17 protein-coding genes, 1 tRNA gene and 1 pseudogene are annotated in these 23,918 nt (G+C 72.3%); 5 read left to right on the forward strand and 14 right to left on the reverse strand.

All coding sequences use genetic code 11. The annotated features are described in order from the left end of the window. Positions 1-48: 48 nt before the first annotated feature. The 3 genes and pseudogenes from ACGFSH_RS22005 to pgsA form a co-directional block, all read right to left on the reverse strand. Positions 49-1,218 carry a glycosyltransferase family 4 protein gene (locus ACGFSH_RS22005; RefSeq protein ID WP_393351100.1) on the reverse strand — a complete coding sequence of 390 codons (1,170 nt, stop codon included), beginning with the start codon at positions 1,216-1,218 and terminating at the stop codon, positions 49-51. Next, positions 1,215-2,132: a phosphatidylinositol mannoside acyltransferase gene (locus ACGFSH_RS22010; RefSeq protein ID WP_393351102.1), complete on the reverse strand. Its 918-nt coding sequence runs from the start codon at positions 2,130-2,132 to the stop codon at positions 1,215-1,217. The genes ACGFSH_RS22005 and ACGFSH_RS22010 overlap by 4 nt, the downstream gene beginning before the upstream one ends. Next, positions 2,129-2,897: pseudogene (gene pgsA / locus ACGFSH_RS22015) on the reverse strand (phosphatidylinositol phosphate synthase). The gene ACGFSH_RS22010 and the pseudogene pgsA overlap by 4 nt, the downstream one beginning before the upstream one ends. Before the next feature lie 222 nt (positions 2,898-3,119). Here pgsA and ACGFSH_RS22020 point away from each other — a divergent pair. Then, entirely contained in the window at positions 3,120-5,306 is a 2,187-nt protein-coding gene (locus ACGFSH_RS22020; protein ID WP_393351103.1) for an elongation factor G-like protein EF-G2, read from the forward strand. Between the two features lie 207 nt (positions 5,307-5,513). Then, positions 5,514-7,175 carry a hypothetical protein gene (locus ACGFSH_RS22025; protein ID WP_393351105.1) on the forward strand — a complete coding sequence of 554 codons (1,662 nt, stop codon included), beginning with the start codon at positions 5,514-5,516 and terminating at the stop codon, positions 7,173-7,175. A 125-nt stretch (positions 7,176-7,300) separates the two neighbouring features. Here ACGFSH_RS22025 and ACGFSH_RS22030 read toward each other — a convergent pair whose 3' ends face one another. Further along, positions 7,301-7,879 (reverse strand): HIT family protein, encoded by a 579-nt coding sequence (locus ACGFSH_RS22030; RefSeq protein WP_393351107.1) that lies wholly within the window; start codon positions 7,877-7,879, stop codon positions 7,301-7,303. Between the two features lie 67 nt (positions 7,880-7,946). Here ACGFSH_RS22030 and ACGFSH_RS22035 point away from each other — a divergent pair, with 67 nt between their 5' ends. Next, positions 7,947-8,630, forward strand: coding sequence for a potassium channel family protein (locus ACGFSH_RS22035; RefSeq protein ID WP_393351110.1), 684 nt, complete (start codon positions 7,947-7,949; stop codon positions 8,628-8,630). A gap of 27 nt (positions 8,631-8,657) precedes the next feature. Here ACGFSH_RS22035 and thrS read toward each other — a convergent pair whose 3' ends face one another. The 3 genes from thrS to ACGFSH_RS22050 form a co-directional block, all read right to left on the reverse strand. Beyond that, on the reverse strand, positions 8,658-10,634 hold the full coding sequence (thrS, locus tag ACGFSH_RS22040) for a threonine--tRNA ligase (RefSeq protein WP_393351112.1): 1,977 nt from the start codon (positions 10,632-10,634) through the stop codon (positions 8,658-8,660). A gap of 89 nt (positions 10,635-10,723) precedes the next feature. Continuing rightward, a complete protein-coding gene (locus ACGFSH_RS22045; protein WP_393351113.1) occupies positions 10,724-11,974 on the reverse strand; it encodes a hypothetical protein in 1,251 nt (416 codons plus the stop codon). Beyond that, complete coding sequence (locus ACGFSH_RS22050) at positions 11,971-12,537, reverse strand: DUF4365 domain-containing protein (protein ID WP_393351115.1); 567 nt, start codon at positions 12,535-12,537, stop codon at positions 11,971-11,973. Before ACGFSH_RS22050 ends, ACGFSH_RS22045 begins: the two co-directional genes overlap by 4 nt. Before the next feature lie 167 nt (positions 12,538-12,704). On the opposite strand from ACGFSH_RS22050, the gene ACGFSH_RS22055 reads away from it, so the two are divergent. Continuing rightward, positions 12,705-13,430 (forward strand): 3'-5' exonuclease, encoded by a 726-nt coding sequence (locus tag ACGFSH_RS22055; RefSeq protein WP_256917214.1) that lies wholly within the window; start codon positions 12,705-12,707, stop codon positions 13,428-13,430. A gap of 104 nt (positions 13,431-13,534) precedes the next feature. Here the strand turns inward: ACGFSH_RS22055 and ACGFSH_RS22060 are convergent. Both ACGFSH_RS22060 and ACGFSH_RS22065 read right to left on the reverse strand, forming a co-directional pair. After that, a tRNA-Val gene (locus ACGFSH_RS22060) sits at positions 13,535-13,606 on the reverse strand. Positions 13,607-13,645: 39 nt separating this feature from the next. Further along, on the reverse strand, positions 13,646-14,092 hold the full coding sequence (locus tag ACGFSH_RS22065) for an SRPBCC family protein (RefSeq protein WP_393351118.1): 447 nt from the start codon (positions 14,090-14,092) through the stop codon (positions 13,646-13,648). A gap of 100 nt (positions 14,093-14,192) precedes the next feature. On the opposite strand from ACGFSH_RS22065, the gene ACGFSH_RS22070 reads away from it, so the two are divergent. After that, a complete protein-coding gene (locus ACGFSH_RS22070; protein WP_393351120.1) occupies positions 14,193-16,595 on the forward strand; it encodes an SCO7613 C-terminal domain-containing membrane protein in 2,403 nt (800 codons plus the stop codon). Positions 16,596-16,688: 93 nt separating this feature from the next. On the opposite strand, the gene ACGFSH_RS22075 is transcribed toward ACGFSH_RS22070, so the two are convergent. From ACGFSH_RS22075 to ACGFSH_RS22095, 5 genes are all read right to left on the reverse strand, one after another. After that, positions 16,689-19,424, reverse strand: coding sequence for a Tat pathway signal sequence domain protein (locus tag ACGFSH_RS22075; protein ID WP_393351123.1), 2,736 nt, complete (start codon positions 19,422-19,424; stop codon positions 16,689-16,691). 107 nt (positions 19,425-19,531) lie between these two features. After that, positions 19,532-20,131 (reverse strand): hypothetical protein, encoded by a 600-nt coding sequence (locus ACGFSH_RS22080; protein WP_393351125.1) that lies wholly within the window; start codon positions 20,129-20,131, stop codon positions 19,532-19,534. A 10-nt stretch (positions 20,132-20,141) separates the two neighbouring features. Continuing rightward, on the reverse strand, positions 20,142-21,017 hold the full coding sequence (locus ACGFSH_RS22085) for a carbohydrate ABC transporter permease (protein ID WP_393351128.1): 876 nt from the start codon (positions 21,015-21,017) through the stop codon (positions 20,142-20,144). Continuing rightward, the gene (locus tag ACGFSH_RS22090; protein ID WP_393351130.1) at positions 21,014-21,970 is read right to left on the reverse strand and encodes a carbohydrate ABC transporter permease; all 957 of its coding nucleotides are present in this window, start codon (positions 21,968-21,970) and stop codon (positions 21,014-21,016) included. The genes ACGFSH_RS22085 and ACGFSH_RS22090 overlap by 4 nt, the downstream gene beginning before the upstream one ends. Positions 21,971-21,984: 14 nt before the next feature. Then, complete coding sequence (locus tag ACGFSH_RS22095) at positions 21,985-23,274, reverse strand: ABC transporter substrate-binding protein (protein WP_393351132.1); 1,290 nt, start codon at positions 23,272-23,274, stop codon at positions 21,985-21,987. Positions 23,275-23,918 lie beyond the last annotated feature (644 nt).

A 23,918-nucleotide genomic window follows, 5' to 3' on the forward strand; every position in this document is an offset into this window, starting at 1 on the left:
GCCTCGCGGGGGACGGGAACCGGGGCCCTCACGCTCGGCGCCGGGTCGTCAGTCCCGTGCCAGGCCGAGGCGGGAGCGCAGGCCCGTCGGCCCGCGGTCGTCCTCGGCCGCGACCGCCGCCGCGCCGCCCGTGACGGTCTCGTACACCGAGAGGATGTCGGCGCCGACGGTCGACCAGTCGAAACGCCGTACGTGCGCGCTGCCCCGCTCGCGCAGTTCGGCCCGGCGGGCGGGGTCGCCCAGCAGGCGCACCGCCGCCCCGGCCAGGGCGTCCGCGTCCTCGTTGGCGAACAGCTCGCCCGCCGCGCCCTGGTCGAGCACCTGGGCGAAGGCGTCGAGGTCGGAGGCGAGCACCGGGGCGCCCGCCGACATGGCCTCGACGAGGATGATGCCGAAGCTCTCGCCGCCGGTGTTGGGCGCGACGTAGACGTCGACGCTGCGCAGGAATCGCGCCTTGTCCTCGTCGCTGACCATGCCGAGGAACTCCACGCGCGCGCGAAGCTCGCGGGGCAGGCCGGCCACCGCCTCCTTCTCGTCGCCGCGGCCGGCGACCAGCAGCCGGGCGTCCGGCCGTTCGGCGAAGATCCGCGGCAGCGCCTTCATCAGCACGGGCAGGCCCTTGCGGGGCTCGTCGATGCGGCCGACGAAGCCGAGGGTCTCGCCCTGCCAGGCGGGATTGGGCTCGGCCCTGGCGAAGAAGTCGACGTCGACGCCGTTGGGGATGACGACCGCGTCCCCGCCGAGGTGCTCCACCAGTGTGCGCCGGGCGTACTCGCTGACGGCGATCCGCGCACTGATCTTCTCCAGGGCCGCCTGGAGGATCGAGTAGGCGGCGATCATGGCGCGCGAGCGCGGGTTGGACGTGTGGAAGGTGGCCACGATCGGGCCCGACGCGGCCCAGCAGGTGAGCAGGCCCAGGGACGGTGAGGTCGGCTCGTGGATGTGGACGACGTCGAACGCGCCGTCGTGCAGCCAGCGCCGCACGCGCGCGGCGGACAGGAAGCCGAAGTTGAGGCGGGCCACCGAGCCGTTGTAGGGCACCGGCACGGCGCGGCCGGCCGAGACCACGTACGGGGGCAGCGGGGTGTCGTCGTCGGCGGGGGCCAGGACGGACACCTCGTGGCCGAGCCGGATGAAGTACTCCGCGAGGTCGCGGATGTGGAACTGGACGCCGCCGGGCACGTCCCACGAGTAGGGGCAGACGATGCCGATCCTCACGCCGGGTCCCCGTCCGAGGGGCGGGGTTCCAGGTCCGCGAGCCACAAGCGCTGGAGCATGTGCCAGTCCTCCGGGTGGTCGGCGATGCCGGTGGCGAAGGCGTCCGCCAGCGCCTGTGTCATGAGGGACGTCTTCTCGGCCCGGGTGCCTGACCCGGGCGTCTCGATCGGGGGGTGCACGCGGCCCTGCATGACGGGCGAGTCGTCGTACCAGAGGGTGACGGGGAGCAGGAGCGCGCCGGTCTGCTGGGCGAGCAGCGCGGGGCCCGCCGGCATCCGCGTCCGTTCCCCGAAGAAGTCGACCTCGACGCCCGAGGCCGACAGGTCGCGCTCGGCGACCAGGCAGACCAGGCCGCCCTCCCGCAGCCGCCGGGCCAGGGTGCCGAAAGCGGCGCCGCCGGTGTGCGGCAGCACCTCCATGCCCAGGCCCTCCCGGTAGGCCACGAACCGGTCGTACAGCGTCTCGGGCTTCAGGCGCTCGGCGACCGTGGTGAACGGCGTCTTCAGCTCGGTGGTGACCCAGGCGCCGGCCAGGTCCCAGTTCGCCATGTGCGGCAGGGCGAGTATGACGCCCCGGCCGGAGGCGATGCCGTCCGTCAGATGGTGCAGGCCCTTGGGGGCGAAGCCGCTTCGCACGCGCGCGGAGCTCCAGGCCGGCAGCCGGAAGGACTCCATCCAGTACCGCAGGTAGGAGCGCATCCCGGCGCGCGAGAGCTCGGCCAGGCGCTCGGGGCTCGCGTCCGGCACCACGCGCGCGTAGTTGCTCTCCAGCCGCCGCACGCCCTTGCCGCGCCGCTTCCACGCGAGGTCGGCGACGGTGCGGCCGAGCCGTACGGCGACGGGCTCGGGAAGCTTCTTGACGGTGCTCCAGCCGACGCCGTACATCGCGTCGGCCAGGCGCTCCCGGGCGCTCACTTCGCGGCCTCGCTCCCCCGGGCCTGGTGGCCCCCCGCCTCCCGGGCCTCGGCCGCGGCCGCCTCGGCCTCTGCCTCGGCCTCCGCCTCCGCGGACTCGCGGCGGACCGTGACGACGCGCTGGATCAGCGTGACCATGCTGCCGACGGCGACGATCCACAGGGCGATCGGCAGCAGCACCTGGATGCCCGGCACGCCGAAGCCGTGCAGGCCGGCGAGGCCGGCCGCGACCAGGGAGATGACCAGGCGCTCCGCCCGCTCCACGAGCCCGTTCACCGCGACCGGCAGGCCGATCGACTCGCCGCGCGCCTTGGTGTACGACACCACCTGACCGCTGGCCAGGCAGAAGATCGAGACGGCGCACAGGACGTTGTCGTCGCCGTTGCCCGCGTACCAGAGCGCGAAGCCGCCGAAGATCGCGCCGTCGGCGACCCGGTCGAGCGTGGAGTCCAGGAAGGCGCCCCAGCGGCTGGTGCGGCCCAGCTGGCGCGCCATGTTGCCGTCGACGAGGTCGGAGAACACGAAGAGCGTGATCACGATCGTGCCCCAGAAGAACTCCCCTCTGGGATAGAAGACCAGCGCGCCCGCGATCACGCCGGCGGTGCCGAGGAGCGTGACCGTGTCGGGGCTCACGCCCCTGCGGATGAGAAACGCGGCGAACGGTGTGAGGACACGCGTGAAGAATGCACGCGCGTACTTGTTCAGCATGGCCTTCCCGAGGGTTCGGTGTGGCCGCGCGGCCCCTGCTGGCCACCGGCTGGCCCATCGTAGCCACGCGCGCGTGTGTGCGACGGTCGGGCACCCGGCCCCCCGTGTGTCCGTCGTGTCGGCACGGTCCGCCGCACGGGCGGGTCATGTCCGTCGTATGGACGCGCGGTGACGGGAGTGGAAAGCTCGAAGGACCGCGGGCGTCGCCGCAGCCGCCACCGCACGCGGGGCCGTGGTGCCCGCGCCCCCAGTGACCTCACCGTGTACGGGAGGCAAGGAAATGGGCGACAAGGCGAACGCACACCCCGGAGCCGCCGGCAGGGCCACAGCGGCCGACCGTCCCGCGTCCGTGCGGAACGTGGTGCTGGTCGGCCACTGCGGATCGGGCAAGACGACGTTGGTGGAGGCTCTCGCGCTCACGACGGGAGCGGTGAACCGGGCGGGCCGCGTGGAGGACGGCGGCACCGTCTCCGACTACGACGACATCGAGCACCGGCAGCAGCGCTCGGTACAGCTCTCCCTGGTGCCCGTCGAATGGGACGGCATCAAGATCAACCTCCTCGACACCCCCGGATACGCCGACTTCGTCGGGGAGCTCAGGGCCGGTCTGCGCGCCGCGGACGCGGCCCTCTTCGTGGTCTCGGCGGCGGACGGCGTGGACGGCTCGACCCGCATGGTGTGGGAGGAGTGCGCGGCCGTCGGCATGCCCCGCGCGATCGTCGTCACGCATCTGGAGGCCGCCCGCGCGGACTTCGAGGAGATGACCCGGATCTGCGCGGAGGCCTTCGGCGGCGACGACCCGGACGCCGTGCTGCCCCTGTACCTGCCGCTGCGCGGCCCCGCGGGACCCGACGGCCATGCGCCGGTGACCGGACTGACCGGGCTGCTGTCGCGGAAGCTGTTCGACTACTCGACGGGCGAACGCAAGGAGTCGGAACCCGGCGCGGACCAGCTGCCGGACCTCGAGGAGGCCCGCAACCGGCTGATCGAGGGGATCATCGCCGAGAGCGAGGACGAAACCCTCATGGACCGCTATCTCGGCGGCGAGCAGATCGACGTGGGCACGCTCGTCGAGGACCTGGAGCGGGCCGTCGCGCGCGGCACGTTCTTCCCCGTCCTGGCCGCCGCCCCCGCCGCCGAGGGCGCCCGCCAGGGCCTCGGCACGGTCGAACTGCTGGAACTGGTGACCAGGGGCTTCCCGACGCCCCTGGAGCGGGAGGCGCCCCGCGTGACGACCGTCGGCGGCGAGCCGCGCGAGCTGAAGCGCTGCGATCCGGACGGCCCCCTCGTCGCGGAGGTCGTGAAGACCTCCTCCGACCCGTACGTCGGCCGGGTCTCGCTCGTGCGCGTCTTCTCCGGCACGCTGCGCCCCGACACGACCGTCCACGTCTCCGGGCACGGCCTGGCCGACCGCGGCCACGAGGACCATGACGTCGACGAACGCGTGGGCGCCCTGTCCGCGCCGTTCGGCAAGCAGCAGCGGACGCTGACGCACTGCATCGCGGGCGATCTCGCGTGCGTGGCGAAACTGGGCCGAGCGGAGACCGGCGACACCCTCTCCGCCAAGGACGACCCGCTGCTCATGGAGCCCTGGCAGATGCCCGACCCGCTGCTGCCGCTGGCCATCCAGGCGCACAGCAAGGCCGACGAGGACAAGCTCTCACAGGGCCTCGCCCGCCTGGTCGCCGAGGATCCGACGATGCGTCTCGAACAGAACCAGCACACCCACCAGGTGGTCCTGTGGTGCCTGGGCGAGGCCCACTCGGACGTCGCCCTGGAGCGGCTGCGCTCCCGGTACGGCGTCCAGGTCGACGTCGTCCCGCACAAGGTGTCCCTGCGGGAGACGTTCGCGGCACCGTCCACGGGACGGGGACGGCACGTGAAGCAGTCCGGCGGGCACGGCCAGTACGCGGTCTGCGAGATCGAGGTGGAGCCCCTGCCGGGCGGCTCGGGCATCGAGTTCGTGGACAAGGTCGTGGGCGGCGCGGTGCCGCGCCAGTTCATCCCGTCGGTCGAGAAGGGCGTCCGCGCGCAGGCGGCGAAGGGCGTGGTGGCCGGGCACCCGCTGGTGGACGTCCGGATCACGCTGCTGGACGGCAAGGCGCACTCGGTGGACTCCTCCGACGCCGCGTTCCAGACGGCCGGCGCGCTGGCGCTGCGGGAGGCCGCGGCAGACGCCAGGATCCACCTGCTGGAGCCGGTGGCCGAGGTGTCGGTCCTGGTCGGCGACGACTACGTGGGCGCCGTGATGAGCGATCTGTCCGGACGGCGCGGACGGGTGCTGGGCACCGAGCAGACCAGCGGCAGCCGCACCCTGGTGCGGGCCGAGGTGCCCGAGATCGAGGTCGGCCGGTACGCGGTCGACCTGCGCTCGCTGTCGCACGGCACGGCGCGCTTCCACCGGGCGTACGCCCGTCACGAGCCGATGCCCCCGCAGGTTGCCGAGAAAGTGCGGCAACAGGCCTAGAACGGACCGCTTTTGATGAGGGACCGCCCTCAAGTGACCGGTGCGGCACCGCGATGGAACGGTTGCTTCCGGTCCGGCGGGCGGCTTCGGCCGTCCGCCGACGGATGTCGGCGCCTGCGGATACGCTGATGACCTGATCAACAGGTGTGCGGAGTAGGCAAGTCGGGAAGGCCGCAAGGGCGAGTGCGGCGGCGATCGGGGGCGGGAATGACCGTTGGCAGCGGTTACGCGGACATCTTCGGACCACAGGTGCCGCAGATGGGCGACGGCGGGCAGACGCCGACGCTCGGGCTGGCCTCGGCCGCCTACCGGGACAGCCCGGTGGAGGAGATCAAGAAGGCCGACAACGAATGGCACCAGACGGCGGTCGGCACGGGCCGCAAGTGGGCCAGGATCTTCCGGCCCAACCTCGGGGAGGCGTTCTCGCAGGCGGTGATCGACCGCATGCTCGGCGTCGGCCGCAAACCGCTCATCCAGTCCTTCGGCAGCGAGCCCCAGGCGGTCGTCGAGCACTGCCTGGCGGCCACCCGCATCCGCCGCGAACGCGACAAGAAGCTCACCGGCGTCATGCTGCTGTGCGGCGTGCTCTTCCTGCCCGGGCTGCTGGTGTGGCTGCTGGTCTTCCAGCTCCGGGCGACCATGGGCAGGCTGGACGACAAGCGGATCTCCGGCGTCGGCACCGGGCTGCTCGTCGCCGTGGGCGCGCTCGCCGTCCTCTTCCTGGTCAAAATGCCGTTCGCGGGCGTCGTCGGCTGGTACGCGCGCGGTTGCGTCGTGGCGCCGGTGGCCGGGTGGTTCCTCGCCAAGCGGATCTGCGAGCGGACGGCCGTGGATCTGCGCGAGCGCTGGGGCAGCCTGCTGTCGGGCGGCAGCGTCGGCGCCAAGGTCCCCGAGGCGGTGCCGACCAGCCCGAACCAGACCGCCGCCGAGCAGCTGCGCCAGTCACTGGCCCGGCTGAGCGCCGAGCAGCAGTCCAACTCGGTCTTCTACGCCGGCCCCAAGGGCATACTCGGCATGGGCACCCGCTGGGGCGCCTGGCACCTCGCCGAGGAACTGGTGCCCACCGACCCGAACAAGGGCGTCCACGAGTTCCGCAGCTGGACGGTGATACGGGCCATCCACGACCAGCTCAGCGTGCTCAACCGGCAGAGCCTGAAGACCGGCGGCTTCCCGCCGCCCTCGGTCCGGCACTGGATCGTGACGCCGGTGGGCGAGAACGCCAAGGCGGTCGCCCGGCCCGAGGGCACGGACGTCGAGGCGTACCAGGTCAAGCCGAAGGCCATAGAGGACATCTGCAACAACCAGCAGTTCGGCGGCGGCGACCGGCACTACCTGGGCGTCCAGTGGCCGCTGTGGGACGGCCAGTTGATCCTCACCATGCTGATCACGGTGACGGTGCTGCACGAGACGCTGCGCATCGAGGTGACCGGGCACGCCCTGGGGCCCGTCAACGGTTTGTTCACCACCAAGCCCGAGGCCCCCGTCAAGGAGGTCGCCAAGAGCGTGCGGTTCTGGGAGACGCGGACGGTCAAGCTGCCGCTGGTCACCGCCGACGAGGTGGTCCGGCTGGCCGCGCGCGCCACGATCAGCTGGTATCCGCCGCTGCTGAAGTGGCTCGGCGGCGGCATCACCCTGCCCGAGCCGTTCGGTCTGCGGCACGCCTGGGCCGACCAGCCCTGGCGCCACCGCTTCATGGCCGACGACGCGCTGCGGGCGGCCACCCCCGTACTGCGCGTGGTGCACTCCGCGGCGCTCAAGGTGCTCAGGGAGCACGACGTGGACATCGAGAAGTTCAGCTCCCGCTCGTCGGCCCTGAGCGGCGCGGTGCAGGAGGTCTCGCCCCGCAAGGCGGACACCTACGACGCGTGAGCCTCCGGCGGTGGGTCGGGGGGCTCACCCCGGGGGTGCGGTGTGGTGTGGTGCCGTCGGTCGTCGTGACCGGTGCCGGGGGCTGCCGCCCCCAGGCCCCCGCTTCGGCCTGAACGGCCTCGTCCTCAAGCGCCGGACGGGCTGGTGGTCCCCGGCCAGGCGTCCGCGAGCATCTTGCGGGTGTCGGCGAGGAGTTGGGGCAGCACGCGCGTGTGTCCCACCACCGGCATGAAGTTCGTGTCGCCGCCCCAGCGGGGCACGATGTGCTGGTGCAGGTGGGCGGCGATGCCGGCCCCCGCCACGCCGCCCTGGTTCATGCCGATGTTGAAGCCGTGCGCGCCGGACGCGGTGCGCAGCGCGGTCATCGCCTGCTTGGTCAGCTCGGCGAGCTCGGCGGTCTCCGGGACGGTCAGGTCGGTGTAGTCGGCCACGTGCCGGTAGGGCACGGTCATCAGGTGGCCGCCGTTGTACGGGTACAGGTTGAGCACCGCGTACACGTGCTCACCGCGCCGGACGACCAGGCCGTCCTCGTCCGACTTCGCCGGGATCGAGCAGAACGGGCAGCCGTCGTCGGCCCCGGGGCCGGTCGGCTTGTTCTCACCCTGGATGTAGGCCATCCGGTGGGGCGTCCACAGGCGCTGGAACGAGTCCTGCGTCCCCACTCCGATCTGCTGCTCCGGCTCACTCGTCATGCCAGTCAGCATATGGCTTCGCCCGTTCGCGGCGTGTCGCCGGGGTTCGCGTGAACGGCGGCCGGGCGAAGCTGGCCCGATGGACGAAGTCAGCCCTCGGGTCCGCTGGGAGCAGCGCACCGAGATCCCCCTCGCGGTCGCCTCGCTGGTGTTCCTCGCCATGTACGCCGTGCTGGTCCTGGCCCAGGATCTGGGGGCGGGGTGGCGGGACGCCTGCACCGGGATGCTGGCCGCCACGTGGCTGCTGTTCGGCGTCGACTACGTCGTGCGCTGGCGGCTCAGCGGACGGCGGCTGGGCTTCGTCCGCAGGCACAAGCTGGACACGGTGGTCGTGCTGCTGCCCCTGCTGCGCCCGCTGCGCGTGGTCCGGGTGTACGAGGCCGTGCAGCGCCGGCGCGGGGAACCCCGGCTGGCGCTGTACGCGCGCGTGATCACCTACTCGGGGATCACGACGCTGCTCCTCGGCTTCGCGTGCGCGCTGGCCGTCTACGACCGGGAACGCGACGCCCCGGGCGCCGACATCCACACGTTCGGGGATGCGCTGTGGTGGGCGGCGGCGACGCTCACCACGGTGGGGTACGGCGACGTCGTTCCCGTGACGACCGGGGGCCGGCTGCTCGCGGTCGGGCTGATGGCCTGCGGGCTGGCGCTGCTGGGCGCGGTCACCGGCTCGTTCTCGTCGTGGCTGATCCAGGTGTTCGCACGGGAGGGCGAGGTCGCGGGCGGCGCCCCGGGGAAGGACGACGGGCCCCGGGGGAAATGACTCCCCCGGGGCCCGCGCCGCACCGCGTCAGACCTGCGTGCGCTCCTCGACGACCTTCGCGATCTTCGCGATGGCCTCGTCGAACGGGATGCCGTTCTCCTGGGAGCCGTCGCGGTAGCGGAAGGACACCGAGCCGCCGGCCATGTCCTCGTCGCCCGCGATGACCATGAAGGGCACCTTCTGCTTCTGGGCGTTGCGGATCTTCTTCTGCATGCGGTCGGAGGAGGAGTCCACCTCGACGCGCAGCCCCTTCTTCTTCGCGGCCGCGGCGAACTTCTCCAGGTACTCCACGTGCCCGTCGCCGATCGGGATGCCGAGCGCCTGGACCGGGGCCAGCCACGCCGGGAACGCGCCCGCGTAGTGCTCCAGGAGGACCGCGAAGAACCGCTCGATGGAGCCGAACAGCGCGCGGTGGATCATGACCGGGCGCTGCTTGGCGCCGTCCGGGCCGGTGTACTCCAGGTCGAAGCGCTCGGGCAGGTTGAAGTCGAGCTGGATCGTCGACATCTGCCAGGTGCGGCCGATGGCGTCCTTCGTCTGGACGGAGATCTTGGGGCCGTAGAAGGCGGCGCCGCCCGGGTCGGGCACGAGCGGGAGGCCCTGCTTCTCGGCCACCTGGCGCAGGGTCTCCGTGGCCTCCTCCCAGGCCTCGTCCGAGCCGACGAACTTCTCCGGGTCCTTGGTGGACAGCTCCAGGTAGAAGTCGGTCAGGCCGTAGTCGCGCAGCAGGCCCAGGACGAAGGTGAGCGTCTTGTCGAGCTCCTCCGACATCTGCTCACGGGTGCAGTAGATGTGCGCGTCGTCCTGCGTGAAGCCGCGGGCGCGGGTGAGACCGTGCACGACGCCCGACTTCTCGTACCGGTACACGGTCCCGAACTCGAAGAGGCGCAGCGGCAGTTCGCGGTAGGAGCGGCCGCGCGCGTCGAAGATCAGGTTGTGCATCGGGCAGTTCATGGGCTTGAGGTAGTAGTCCACGCCCTCGTCGAGCTGCATGGGCGGGTACATGCCGTCGGCGTACCAGTCCAGGTGGCCCGAGGTCTCGAAGAGCTTCCCCTTCGTAGCGTGCGGGGTGTAGACGAACTCGTAGCCCTCCTCCTCGTGCCGGCGGCGCGAGTAGTCCTCCATGACCCGGCGGACGATGCCGCCCTTGGGGTGGAAGACGGCGAGGCCGGAGCCGATCTGCTCCGGGATGGAGAACAGGTCCAGCTCGCTGCCCAGCTTGCGGTGGTCGCGCTTCTCGGCCTCGGCGAGGAAGTCGAGGTGGGCCTTCAGCTCCTCCTTCGAGGGCCAGGCGGTGCCGTAGATGCGCTGGAGCATGGGGTTCTTCTCGCTGCCGCGCCAGTAGGCGGCTGCGTTGCGCATCAGCTTGAAGGCCGGGATGTTGCGGGTGGTGGGCAGGTGGGGACCGCGGCACAGGTCCTTCCAGCACAGCTCGCCGGTCTTGGCGTCGAGGTTGTCGTAGATCGTCAGCTCGCCGCCGCCGACCTCGACGTCCGCGCCGTCGTCGCTGGAGGCCGAGCCCTTGAGGCCGATCAGCTCCAGCTTGTAGGGCTCGTCGGCGAGCTCCTCGCGGGCGGCCTCGTCGGTGACGACGCGCCGGGCGAACCGCTGCCCCCGCTTCTGGATCTCCTGCATCTTCTTCTCGACGGCCTTGAGGTCCTCGGGCGTGAAGGGCTTCTCCACGTCGAAGTCGTAGTAGAAGCCGTCCTTGACCGGCGGGCCGATGCCCAGCTTGGCCTCGGGGAACAGCTCCTGCACGGCCTGGGCCATGACGTGCGCGGTGGAGTGGCGCAGGATGTTCAGGCCGTCCTCGGAGGAGATCTCGACGCCCTCGATCTCGTCGCCCTCGTGGACCTCGTACGACAGGTCCCTGAGCTCGCCGGCCACCCGGGCGGCGACGATCGAGCGCAGGCCGGCGAACAGCTCGGCGGCCGTGGTGCCCGTCGTCACCGTGCGCTCTTCCCGCTCGGAATCGCGTTGGATGATCACACGGACGTCTGACACCGGTCTCTCCTGACTGAAGGGGGTGCGGCGCCATACCGTGAGCGCGCGCAAGAGGCGATCGTACCGACCCGCACCCGCCGACCGCGAAATCAGTCCCCCGGCCGTTCCCCTTCGCGGGCGTCCTCGGCGCACGCCTCCCCGAAGACGTCGGCGCCCTGCGCGCTGCCCCGCATCGACTTCATCAGCCGGTCCCGTTCGGCCTCGTCCACCTGCACGGGGGCGACCCCGCGGGCGCCGGTGAGTCTGCGGAACCCGCCCCGGCTCTCCAGCAGGCCCTGCACCCGCACCGGCAGTCCGACGAGATGGGCCTGCCCGGCGACGCGGTAGTCCTCCTCGCCGAGGGTGAGCCGCAGATGCGGGATCTCCGCGCCGGCCAGCACCCGCAGCCGTACGCTGCCGTCGCCGCGCGGTCCGGCCCTGCGCAGCCGGACGACCGTGCCGGTGATCCGCACGCTCACGGAGGGCTCCTCGCGCAGATAGCGGGCTCCCGCCTCGCGCAGCACGGACAGGTCGCCGGGCGAGAACTCCACCGGTTCCCCGCCCGCGGCGCAGTGCGCGGGGACGCCGGCCGCGGGCGACCATTCGACGGCGATCCGCGCGCCCTCGGCGCCGCGTACGAGGGCGATCAGCGCCTCGGTCAGCTCGCGGCTGGCGCCGGCCTCCACGGCGCCGTCGAAGGCGTCCGTGCGGCCGGTGGCCCGCTGGTAGTCGACGGCCTCGCGGACGGCGTAGAGGGCCTGGTGGAGACGGACCGCCAGGGAGCGGGCGCCGGCGACCGGCACGAAGGCGGTCAGCCGGCGCCCCCCGGTGGCGGACCCGACCAGGACGCCGTCCAGCGCGGCCAGGGCGGCGCGCCGGTGCCGGGCGCCGTGGTAGCCCGCACGCGCGCGGGTGGCGAGCGCGCCGGCCAGCAGCATCCCGCGGGCGGCGGCGCGCAGCTGCTCCTCCACGGCCCAGGAGGCGGCCCCGGCGGGCCCGGTCGGCGAGTCCCGCCACCAGCGGATCTCGTCGCTCGGCACGGCCAGGGCGACGAGCACCTCGCGCGCGGCCGGGGTCCCGCTGCGGGCGAGTGCGGCGAGCGCCTCGCCGAGCAGGTCGTCGCTGTCGGGGAAGGCGCGGCTCTCGGGCACGAGGAGGCTGGTGCCGGCGCCGCCGGGTCCGGGCGGGGTCCAGCGGCCGTAGCGGCCTGCCGCTCCCCCGCGCCGCTGCCAGCCGTGCCGGCGCAGCAGGACGCCGAGGACGGCGGGGTCGACCTCGGCGGGCTCGGGGGGCTGGTTCCAGGGGGCCGCGGGGTGCGGCCGCACGGGCCGGAGCCGCTCGTCGAGGGGGCGGTGGGTCACGGTCTGCCTCCCGTCCCGACCCGCGTCATGATCTCGCACAGCGCCCGGTCGTCGAAGATGCGTGCGGTCGGTATGCGCACGGTGGTCCGGGTCCGGCCGGTGACCGGGTGGCCGGCGAGATTGACCCAGTAGCAGCAGTGCCGCAGGTCGAGGCGGTCGTGACCGGCCCGCAGCCACTGTTCCCGCGACCGGGGGACGATCATCACGACGAGGATCTTGTGCACCGAGACGGGGGTGCGGGCGAGCTTGCGCAGATGGTCGTTGTCGAGGGTGAACGAGAAGAAACGGCCCGGCGGGTCGGGGCGCACCTGGTAGGTGGCCTTGAGCTGCACCTTGATGGTGACCTCGTCGTCGACCGTGTGGCCGGGCGCGCTGTGGCTGACGTGCCAGTCGATGCCGTTGTCCGGGAAGGGCTGGGACAGCGAGCAGCCGGCGGCGGCCGCGACGGCGTGCAGATAGCCCACCTGGAGCGTCTCCATGCAGGCGGTGGTGGCGAGCGTGCCGCGGTGAACGTCCGCGCGTTCAGGCAGCAGCCCGCCCCGCTCGGGCTGCGCAATCGCCATGGCCAACAGCCTTCCCACCGGAGCCGGTCTTCGGGACGGGCCGCTGAACTGCAAAGACCCGTACTCGTGTTGTGTCCTTCCGGCGTACGGCGCAAACAGCCCGGGTATCACCAAAGCGGCAGAAGACGGTGCGTCAGCTGCCATGGCTGAACGAGGGGTTGAGTGGGATGGCGTACTGGTACGAGGGGCCTCTGGCCGCATTTGACACGGAGACGACGGGCGTCGACGTGGAGACCGACCGCATCGTGTCGGCCGCCCTCGTCGTCCAGGACGCGCCGGGGGCGAGGCCGCGGGTGAGCCGGTGGCTGGTGAACCCGGGCGTCCCGGTGCCCGCCGGGGCGACGGAGGTGCACGGGCTGACCGACGACCACCTGCAGCGCAACGGGCGCTGGCCGTCGCCGGTGATGTTCGAGATAGCCGAGCTGCTCGCCGAACAGGCGGCGGCCGGACGGCCGTTGGTGGTCATGAACGCGCCGTTCGACCTGACGCTGCTCGACCGCGAGCTGCGCAGGCACCGCGCCTCGTCGCTGGGCGACTGGCTGGACGCGACGCCGCTGCGGGTACTGGACCCCAGGGTGCTGGACAAGCATCTGGACCGCTACCGCAAGGGCCGGCGCACGCTCACCGACCTGTGCGCGCACTACGAGGTGACGCTGGCGGAGGCGCACGACGCGGCGGCGGACGCGCTGGCCGCGCTGGAGGTCGTCCGGGCGCTGGGCCGCCGGTTCGCGACGCGGCTGGAGCGGCTGTCCCCGGCCGAGCTGCACACCCTCCAGACGACCTGGCACGCGGCGCAGGCGCGAGGGCTTCAGGCGTGGTTCGCCCGCAGCGGCACCCCGGAGACGGTGGACACGTCGTGGCCCTTGCGGCCGGAGATGCCGGCGGCGGCCTAGGAAGCCGGGACGTCGAGGACGTCCCGGACGCGCCACAGGACGTCCGGGCGGCTGCCGGCGGACACGAAAAAGCCGGTCCGCCGACGCGGACCGGCCTCTCCCGGTGGGCGATACTGGGTTCGAACCAGTGACCTCTTCGGTGTGAACGAAGCGCTCTCCCACTGAGCTAATCGCCCGGGAACGCACTGAACCATACAGGGCTCCGTGCGCTTCCTTCAAACCGCTTCCAGGTGCGCGGTGAGACCGCGCCGCCCGGCGCGCATCATCAGCCGGTGGTTCAGGCGGAACAGCGGCCGCCCCGGCACGGCGAACCGCCTCAGCAGCGGTTTGTCCACACGGACGGCCTGCTCGTAGCGGGCGACGGCGCCGGGGCCGTCGGCGGTGACCGTCCAGCGCGCCCAGCCGTCGAGTTCGCCCGACAGCGCGATCTCCAGGACGCGGGCGGCCGGATCGCTGCGCACCGCGCGCACGGTGAAGGTCAGGTCGTACGGGAGGGCGGAGCGGACCCGGACGACGCCGGTCGTGTCGTCGACCCGGCTCACCTCGCGCACCTGCGGCCACCAGCGCGGGTAGTCCTCGGCCCGGCCCAGCGCCTCGTACACGCGGTCGGGCGGCGCGGGCAGGGCCCATCGGCTGTGGAAGCGGTAACGGGTCCAGTCCATGGGCTGAGTGTGCCCGCGCACGGCCCGGCCAGTGCGGATGAGTACGTTCTGAGTACGCGCGCTCATGCCCGGGGCCGTGACGCGAACCACACTCCCAGGCATGACGCATTTTCCGCCCCCGGCCGAGGAGCTGCGGCTCCTCGACACCGAGCTGCGCCGACTGGACGTCCGCCGGGCGCAGTTGCTGGCCCGCCGCGCCTGGCTGGTCGCCGCCCTTCAGCAGGCGACGGCTCAGCAGGCGGCGGCGCCGGTCGCGCCGGGTTGGCCGAGCCGGTCCGCGCCCGCGGTCCCGGCCCGCCGCCCGGAGGCCACCGCACCCGGTGTGCAGAACGTTCTCCTCCTGCTCGGCGGGGTCCTGCTCACCGTCGCGGCGATGGTGTTCACACTGGTCAGCTGGGGCCACCTCGGGATCGCCGGGCGCAGCGCGGTCCTCGGCGCGGTCACCCTCGCGGTGCTCGGCGCGCCCGTGGCGCTGCTGCGGCGGGGGCTGCGCTCGACCGCCGAGTCGGTCGCGGGCCTCGGTCTCGCGCTGACGGTGCTCGACGCGTACGCCCTGTACGAGGTCGCGTTCGGCGCGGCGGACGGCACGGCGTACGCGGCGGCCGCGTCGGCGGCGCTGGCGGCGGTCTGGACGGCGTACGGCACGGCCCTCGCCGCGCTGCCGGGCAAGGCCGGCCCGCGGCTGCCCCGCCCGGCCGCCCTGACGGTGGCCCAGCTCGTGCTGCCGCTCTGGGCGGTCGCGGCCGGGGGCGGGTCGCACGCGGTCACGGCGGCGGTGCTGCTGACGGCCGCGTTCGACGCGGCGGTCGCGCTGCGGGTCACGTGGCGGCCGGTGCGCACGGTCGCGGCGGTGTGCGCGTGCGCCGCCGGCGGCGCGGGCGCCCTGGCGGCGGCCGGCCTGTCGCTCGCGGCGGACGGCCCCGGTGCGGCGGCCCGCGCGGCGGCGCTCCTCGTCCTCGCCGCGGCGATCTCCCTGGGCGCGGCCCGGTTCGCCCCCGGCCCGGCGTTCGCGACGGGCCCGACGCTGGCCGGCGCGCTGTGCGCGGTCGCCGCCGCGGGCGGCGTCCTGCGGGCGTGGACGCCGGGCGACTGGACCGTGCCCGGGTATCTGGCGTGCGGGATCGCCCTGTTGGCCGCCGTCCGGGGCCCGGAGGAGGTGCGCCGGGGTGTCGCCTGGGCCTCGGGGCTGGTCCAGGCGGGGGCGGTGCTGTGGGCCACGCCGGCCGTCGGCGTCACCCTGCTGGGCCCCGCGGCCTGGCTGGGGCGTGTCTGGTCCGGCGCCCCGGCCGACGCCCGTGCCGCGGTGACCATGGACGCGTCCTGGCCGCCTTACGCGGTCACCGCTCCCCTGCTCCTCGCCGCCGTCGCGGTGGTCCTGGCGACGGCGGTCCGGGACGGCGAGTGGCGCGCCCAGGCCCGGACCGCCTCGCTCGGGCTGCTCCTCGCGGCGCTGATGGTCGTCCCCACGGCGCTGGAACTCCCCTACACCGTGGGCCTGCTCCTGCTGGGCGTCACTGTCGCCGCGCTGCTGGCGTCGGCTACGCGGACGACGGTCCGTGCGGAGGCGATCGTCGCCTCCGCCCTGCTCGTCTCGCTCGCACTCGCCGTTCTCTCCCTGGCCGCGCAGGCGGCGACGCTGACCGTGCTCGCGGCGTTGACCGCGCTGTTCGCGGGGGCCGCGTGGCGCGGCCGTGCGGCGGCCGTGTCCGCCGGCGCGTCCCTGGGCTGGGCGACGGCCCTGGCCGTGGCGGCGGGCGCCGCCTCCGGCTGGCGGCCGGAGCACATCGCCCTGCTGGTGCTCGTGGTCCCCGCGGTGGCGGCGCTGGTCGCGTGGCGCACCGCCGACCCGGTGACGACCGTCGTGGTGGAGGTCACCGGCGCGGGTGCCGCCGCGGCGGCCGTCGGGCTCGCCGCGTCCGACCCGCCGCTGCTGGCCCTGGTGCTGGCCCTGTGCGCGGTCGTCGCCGCGGCCACGGCCGTGCGCCCGGACCGGCGTCGCGTCGGCTACGCGGCCGTCGTCCTGTCCGTGCTGGCGTCATGGGTGCGGCTGGCGTCCTGGCAGGTGGGCGTCACGGAGGCGTACACCCTGGTGGCGACGGTCCCGGCGCTGTTCGTCGGGATGACGCGCCGGCGCCGGGACCCGCAGGCCTCCTCCTGGACCGCGTACGGCCCCGGTCTCGCGGCGACGCTGGTGCCGAGCCTGGCCGCGGCCTGGAGCGACCCGGGCTGGATCCGCCCCCTGCTGCTGGGCGCGTCCGCTCTGCTGCTGACCCTGCTGGGTGCCCGCCACCGCCTCCAGGCCCCGCTGGTGCTGGGCGGCTCGGTCCTCACCCTGGACGCGCTGCACGAACTCGCCCCCTATCTGGTCCAGGTGAGCGACGCGCTGCCGCGCTGGGCGCCGCCCGCACTCGCCGGCCTGCTGCTGCTCGCCCTCGGGGCGACGTACGAGCGGCGGCTGCGGGATGTCCGGCGGGTGCGGGAGGTGCTGGGGCGGATGCGTTAAGGCCTGTCGTCCGGGCGGCACGCGGGGCGTCGGCGGTATCCGCCGGCCCCCGCGTCCGCGCGGGGTGTCCGAACGACGGGCCTCGGGCGGCCTCTAGGGCATCTTGTCGCCGAGCAGCGCCAGGTTCTCGATGGCGGCGAGGCCGTAGAGGGCGGTGTCGTTGGTGGCGACCCAGGCGGCCTCGCTGCCCGGGACCAGGGTGGCGGGGCCGCTGAGCGGCTCCGTCTTCCACGGCGAGGACTCGGTGTAGCCGTCGGAGCCGTAGAACTTCGCCCATGCCCGCTTGGCGAGCGCCGCGTCCCCGGTCTGGACGGCGGCGTAGGCGTCGAGGCGCGAGTGGCCCTGGAAGAGCAGCAGGGTGCCGAAGTTGGAGCCGTAGCGTGCCGTCTGCTCCGCCTTGGTGGCGTTGAAGTAGCGGCAGTAGTCGAAGTAGGCCTCGTTGAACTTCGGCATGTCGACCAGGTGGATCAGCTCGGCGCACAGCTCGTTGAGGCCGAAGACGGCCGACAGGTGCGAGACCTCGACCTTGGGCTGGGCGGCGACGGCGAACCGGCCGGTGTCCAGGTCGTAGAGGCCGCTGCCCTGGACGAAGCCGTTGGGCTGGGCGGCGATCGTCTCCATGGTCGACAGCACGCGCGCCCTGGCCTTCTCCCACTTGGGGCCCTTGCGTTCCCACTCGGTCAGCCAGGCGGACACGAGGCCGCTCCAGTCGGTGCCGAAGCCGATCGACAGGGCGTGCCGGTCGGGGGTGTAGGGCTCGGTGCGGATCTTGCGCAGCGGGTCCAGGGCGAGGAACGTCTCGTCGGAGTCGACGTTGGCGTGCATGAGGTCGCCGACGCGTTCGTCGGCGGTGAGGAAGTAGTAGTAGCGGCGGTAGGTGGTGTTGGCGATGCGCTGCTGCTTGGCGCTGTCGGCGTAGTGCTGGACGCCGTGCCGGGTGCCCAGGCCCGCCCACTGGCCGAGGTGGTAGACGTCGACCTCCCCGGTGTGCCGGGTCATCGACTCGGCGAAGCGGAAGATGTCCGCGCGGCCGGACCGCAGGTAGGCCATCCAGAGCCAGATGTCCGGCGACAGCTCGGAGTTGTCCCAGGCGTAGCCGCCGATGTCGTACCGCCACTGGTGCCGCACGGCGTCGTAGGTGTGCATGATGTCGCCGTAGTCCCAGAAGCCGTACCAGCGGCGCTGCTCCACCTGCCCCTTGTAGTAGGTGAAGAGGAAGTCGAGGTGGTCTTCGATCTTCGCCTTGGCGGGGGTGGAGCGGTCCGGCTCGGAGTACAGGCCGGGCCCGAAGACCTTGGCCTTGATGAGCTGCTTGGGCGGCGCCGCGAGCTGCGGCAGCACCCGCACGGCCTCGACCTGCTCGGCGAGCGTCTCGGGCGTCGGCGTCGACTCGTTCGCCCAGAAGAGGAGTTCGGAGGTACGGGCGATGCCGTAGGGGGTGCCGAAGCCGGGCTCGTAGTCCTCGTAGGTGATGTTGAGGCCTTCGAGCTGTTCGGGGAAGGTGTCCTGGCCCATGCCGTCGTGGTAGAAGCGCAGGTCCATGGGCTGTGCCTCGGGCGACCAGAGCCAGAGGGTGACCTCGGCGGCGTCGGTGTGCGCGTCGCGGACGTCGAGCTGGGCCGGGTGCTTCTCCCAGAAGTCCCGCAGGCCGAAGGAGAACCCGCCGCTCGCGCCGCCGACGTAGCCGAAGCCGGAGGCCCGGCTGCCGCCGCCGGCGCCGACCCAGCCGTGGCCCTTCTTGGTCCGTTTGCGCAGGGTGAAGCCGTCGGCGGAGAGCTGGGAGAGGGTGTAGTCGCCCCATTCGGGGATGTACTGGAGGCGGGTGGTGACCCGCTGGTCCCAGGTGGCGGGGTCGGGCAGCTTCCGGCCCGCGTACTGGGCGGCCTGCACCGCCGCTCCGGGGTCGCGCCGCAGTCCGGTGATGCCCTTGACGGCCTCGCGCAGCAGGCCGGTGCCCTCGCCGCCGATGCGGATGTGGCGGTCGTAGGACTCGTCGCGCATCGGGACGGTGAAGCGGACGCCGAGGCCCCGGATGAAGTCGCCGCTCGCCTTGCCGGGCTCCTGCTTCCCGTCGTAGGTGACGGTGTGCACCATGCGGAAGGAGTCGGCGCCCGCGTAGAAGTAGAGGCGGATGGAGAACGGCAGCCAACTGCGTTTGCCCTTGCGGTGCTTGCCGTCGATACGGACGACCGCGCGGACCGGGCCCGACTGCTCGACGCTCACCCCGTCGATGGCGCCCTCGAAACGCTCGGTCCTGACGGCGCCCTGGTCCTCGTCCTCGATCTCGGGCTGGCGGATCAGCACCAGCCGGCCGTTCTTGGCGATCTCGGTGGAGCCGCGGGTGACGGACTTGACGAGTACCGCCCCGGACGTGCCGATCTTCGCGGTGATGACGCCCGTCGACACGTCGATGGTGCCGCCGCGCTCGGCGACGGTGACCTTCCTGGCGGGGGCGGCCGGGGCGCCCGCGGCGAGGGTGAGCTTGCCCGTCCCCGAACTCACGGCGTGGGCGGTCCACTTGAGGGATCCGTCGGGCCAGTAGGCGATCGGCCAGGACTGGACGGGCACGTCCTTGCCGTCGGCGTCGGTCAGCGCGAACGTCTGGTCCTCGCGGTAGGCGCCCATGGGCCAGGGCACGCCGAGCGTGGAGCCGGGGGCCGCGCCGAGGCCGCCGTCCTCCAGCCAGTCGAGGGTGACGGGGTCGGTGTCCGCCGCCGCGGCTCTCGGCGCGGCCTCGGCGTCCTTGGCCCCTAGGGCCCAGCTGAACTGTGCGGCGGCGCCGGCGACGGCCGCCGCCTTGAGCAGGGACCTGCGGGGGATGGGAGACATGGGATGCAGCCTTCCTTTCCGTGCGGCGTACGCAAACGGGATGGTCAGGGGCATGACAGACAGAGGTGCGGCGCCCGGAGCGCCGTACCTGAACCGGGTCGCCGCCGTCAGGGGTGCGGGCGGCGCACTTCGACGGCGACGGCCGCCGCGACGGCGGCCCCGAGCGCGGGGACCGCCAGCGGCGGGAGGAACCAGGCGGACACGGCGACGACGGCCGGCCCGCAGACGATCAGGAAGGACCCGGCGGGATCGCGCACGGTGCGCCGTCCGGCGTCCGCGAGCAGCGACCGCCAGCGGGCGCCGGGCGTCCAGACGGCGGCCGCCCGCAGCAGCGTCACGACGAGCCCGATCAGCGCGAAGACGCCCACCGCCCCGACGAACGGCCCGCCGGGAAGCCCTGCCCGCGACGCCAGGACGTCCACCGCGACCGCGGCGGCCGCCGCCCAGCCGGCGAGCCCCACGGCCCACCCGCCGCGCACGGCCGACCGGAAATCGGCGGCGAATTCCCGCAGGCCGCCGCCCCCGTGGCTCGTGCGGCGCCGCAGATGCCGGGCCCCGGCCGCGAGGGCCGCGGGACAGGTGACGACGCCGAGGCAGGCCACCGCCGTCCACACCCCGGTGAGCAGGCACTCGGCGAAGACCGCGAACCGCTCGCCGAACACCGACTCCCCGCGTGCGGAGCGGGCCTTCACCCGTGCTTGCGCCATGGTGACCGCCTCAGCCCTTCAGTCCGGAGGTCGCCATGCCGTCGATGAGATGGCGCTGGAAGGCCATGAAGAAGGCGATGACCGGGACGAGCGCCACCAGGGACATCGCGATCATGCTGCCGTAGTTGGAGATGCCCTCCTGGTCGCGGAACATCATCAGCCCGAGCGAGACCGTGTACTTGGAGGGGGTGTTGAGGTAGATCAACGGGCCCATGAAGTCGTTCCACGCGTTGATGAAGGCGAAAATCGCGCTGGTGATGATCGCGGGACGGCTCAGCGGCAGCACCACGGACCAGTAGGTCCGCAGGTGCCCGCAGCCGTCCAGCTTGGCGGCCTCGTCCAGCTCGCGCGGCAGCCCGCGCATGAACTGCACCATCAGGAAGACGAAGAACGCCTCCGCCGCCAGGAACTTCCCGGCCACGAGCGGGACCAGGGTGTCGATGTAACCGAGGTTGCGGAACAGCACGTACTGCGGGATGAGCAGCACGTGGTACGGCAGCAGCAGGGTGCCGATCATCAGCGTGAACAGCAGGTTCCGCCCCGCGAACCGGATCTTGGCGAAGGCGTACGCGGTCAGCGAACTGGAGAGCACCACGCCGGCCACGGCCAGGACGGCGTACATCAGTGAGTTGGTGAAGAAGCTGGTGACGGAGATCCCGGAGATGCCGTCGGCGAGCCCGGAGAAGTTCGCCCAGACCGGCTCGGCGGGCAGCAGGTCGAGGCTGGCGATGATGTCCTTGCTCGGCTTGAACGAGGCCCCGACCACCCAGACCACCGGGTAGAGGACGACCGCGAGCACGAGCAGCGCGCCCACGTGCCAGGCGAGGGACCCGGTGCGCCGCCGCTCGTTCGCGGACCGCGCGACGCGCGTGGTGGCAGTGCTCACTTGGCGGCCTCCTCGTAGTGCACCCACTTCTTCTGCGACCAGAACAGCACCGCCGTGACCAGCGCGACCGCCACCACCAGCGTCCAGGCCATCGCCGAGGCGAAGCCCATCTGCGCCTCCTTGAAGCCTTTCTGATACAGGTAACAGGTGTAGACCAGCGTGGCGTCGGCCGGTCCGCACCGGGTGTCGGAGACGACGTACGCCGAGCCGAACACCTGGAACGCGTGGATCGACTCCAGCAGCACGTTGAAGAAGAGGACGGGGGAGATCATCGGCAGCGTGATGTTCCAGAACCGGCGCAGCGGCCCCGCCCCGTCCATCTCGGCGGCCTCGTACAGCTCCTGCGGCACCTGCTTGAGCCCCGCCAGGAAGATGACCATCGGCGCGCCGAACTGCCAGACGCTCAGGGCGACCAGCGCGTACAGGACGTAGTCCGGGTTGCCGATCCAGCCGCCGACGTCGACCCCGAAGATCTTCTGGGTGCGGTCGACCACGGCGTCGTCGGAGAACAGCGCCCGCCACACGAAGCCCACGGACACACTGGCCCCGATGAGCGACGGCATGTAGAACGCGGCCCGGTACAGGGCCTGTCCGCGCCGTTTCTGTGCGAGGAGCAGCGCCACGCCGAGCGCGAGGAGCAGTTTCAGCGGTGTCGCCACGACGACGTACTTGAGCGTGACCTCGACCGACTTCTGCCAGCGCGGGTCCTGGAACATCGTCGTGAAGTTGTCCAGACCCACCCACTTCGGCGGCGTGAACAGGTTGTAGCTGGTGAACGCGTAGTAGAGCGACGCGATCATCGGCCCCGCGGTGAGCAGCAGGAATCCCGCGATCCACGGCGACATGAAGAGATAGCCGGCGAGATTCTCGCGCAGCCGCCCGCGCCGCCCGGCGGCCGGAGCGGCGGACCGCTTCTTCGCCGGACGGACGGGCGCTTCCTTGACGAGCGTCATGGTGGTACGTCCCCTCAGCCCGCGAACGCGGCCTTGGCCTCGCTGAACAGCGCCTTCGCGGCGTCGGCCGGCTTGGTCTTGCCCTGGGCGACCTCCGCGCCGATCCGCAGGAAGGCCGCCTCGATGACGTCCGCGCCGGACGGGTGCGGGGTGATCTTGCCGAGGACGCCGGCCTTGGCGACCTCGTCCTCGTAGGCCGCGACACCCTTGTTCTGTGCGTCCGCCGGCTTGAAGGCGTCGTACTGCTCGGTCGTGGCGAGGATGCCGCGGTCGTAGCCCATGATCTTGCCGACCTCGGGGTCGTGGACCATGAAGTCGATGAACTGGGCCACTTCCTTCGGGTGCTTGGTCCCGGAGAACGCGCTCAGCATCAGCGAGCCGAGGTACTGGCCGGTGTTCTTGCCGTCCGTGGTGGGGATCGGGGCGAGCCCGTAGTCGGAATCGCCCTCACCCTCGTAACGGATGGAGAAGTTGTCCCAGGTGAACTCGGAAGCGGCGAGACCGGCGGACAGACCCGACTTCGGCTTCACCTGCTCGATCTTCTTGGGGTCGGCGACGAGCCCGGACTTCACCCGCTTGTAGCCGTCCTCCCACCACTGCGTCACGTCGTCCTCGGTGAACCCGAGGCCGGTCTCCGTGAAGAACGCCTTGCCGTTCTGACGCAGATACAGGTCGTAGAGATACATGATGCCGAAGTAGCCGGTGTCGCCGGCGATCTTCAGCTTGTCCTGGATCGTCTGCAACGCGGCGAAGTACTCGGTCCACGTCCAGCCGAACTTCGCCTGGACGCCTGCCTTCTTGAAAGCCTTCTGGTCGATCACGAGGGCCATGGTGTTGGCGCCGACCGGAATGCCGATCTGCTTCCCGTCGACCTGACCGTTCGCCAGCACCCCGTTGCGGAAGTTGTCCAGCCTCAGGTTCCCCGCGTCGGCCTGCGCCTTGAGGTCCATCAGAACCCCGCGCTTGTCGTACTTGCGCAGGAAGCCGACCGCATTCTGGAAAACGTCCGGCGGATTTCCGCCGGAGGCCTGGGTCTGGAACTTCTCCCAGAAGGCCTCGTAGTCGGTGAATTCGGGCTTGATCTTGATCTTCGGGTACTTCTTCTCGAAGAGCGCGATCGATTTCTTGATGGCGATGGTGCGCGGCTCGCCGCCCCACCACGCGTAACGGATCGTCACCGTCCCGTCGGCGGAGGTCCCGCTGTCTCCCCCGCACCCGGTGGTCGCGGCCAGGCCCAGCGTGGCCGCCGTCGCCCCCGCGGCCTTGAGGATCGTTCGCCTCTCAACATTCCTGCTGGTTCCCACAGTCGGGCCCTCCCCGCAGCGTCATTGCCGCTTGCATGAATCGTTTCAAGAAAGCGCTTGCTGGCACAAGGTACGAGGGGGTTGAGGGACCGTCAATGATTCGGACAGGATTTTCTTGTCCGGCGACGAGGTGGCAAGGCGACCACTCCCGGACGGCCCGACGTCGACCGAAGGGCGAAGTTGCTGGCCAGAGGGGTGCGTTGGGGGTCAGGCTTGGGGTGGAGGTGGGGGTGGGGGTTGTGTTGGGCGCATCGAACGGGGGGTCAGGTCATGTCGGCGAGGGGCTGAACGCTGAACTCCCGCATGTGGTTGGGGGTTGAGGGTGGGGCGGGGCTGGAGGTAGGGCGGATGACGGTGGTGCGGGCCGAATTGATGGGGTGTGAGGGGCGCAGGAGGTGTGGGGTGCCGTGGGCGTGGAGCGGCATGGGCTGGGCGGGGGGCGTGCGCCGGAACTTGGTGCGGTGCGGGTAGCGGGGTGAGCGCTGGGAGACGGAGGCGTATGTGGGCGGGTGGGGGCGGGGGCGGGGTTCGGGGCGATGCGGTTCCGGCGGGTGAGTGCCGGAGGTGGGGGCTGGGGCGCCGGCCCCTGGAGTGACGGACAGTGACGCCGGGAGGCCCGGGGGCCGGGCGGCAGGAGCCCGGGT

It is taken from the genome of Streptomyces sp. NPDC048481 (genome assembly GCF_043200075.1).
Taxonomy (GTDB): Bacteria; Actinomycetota; Actinomycetes; order Streptomycetales; family Streptomycetaceae; genus Streptomyces.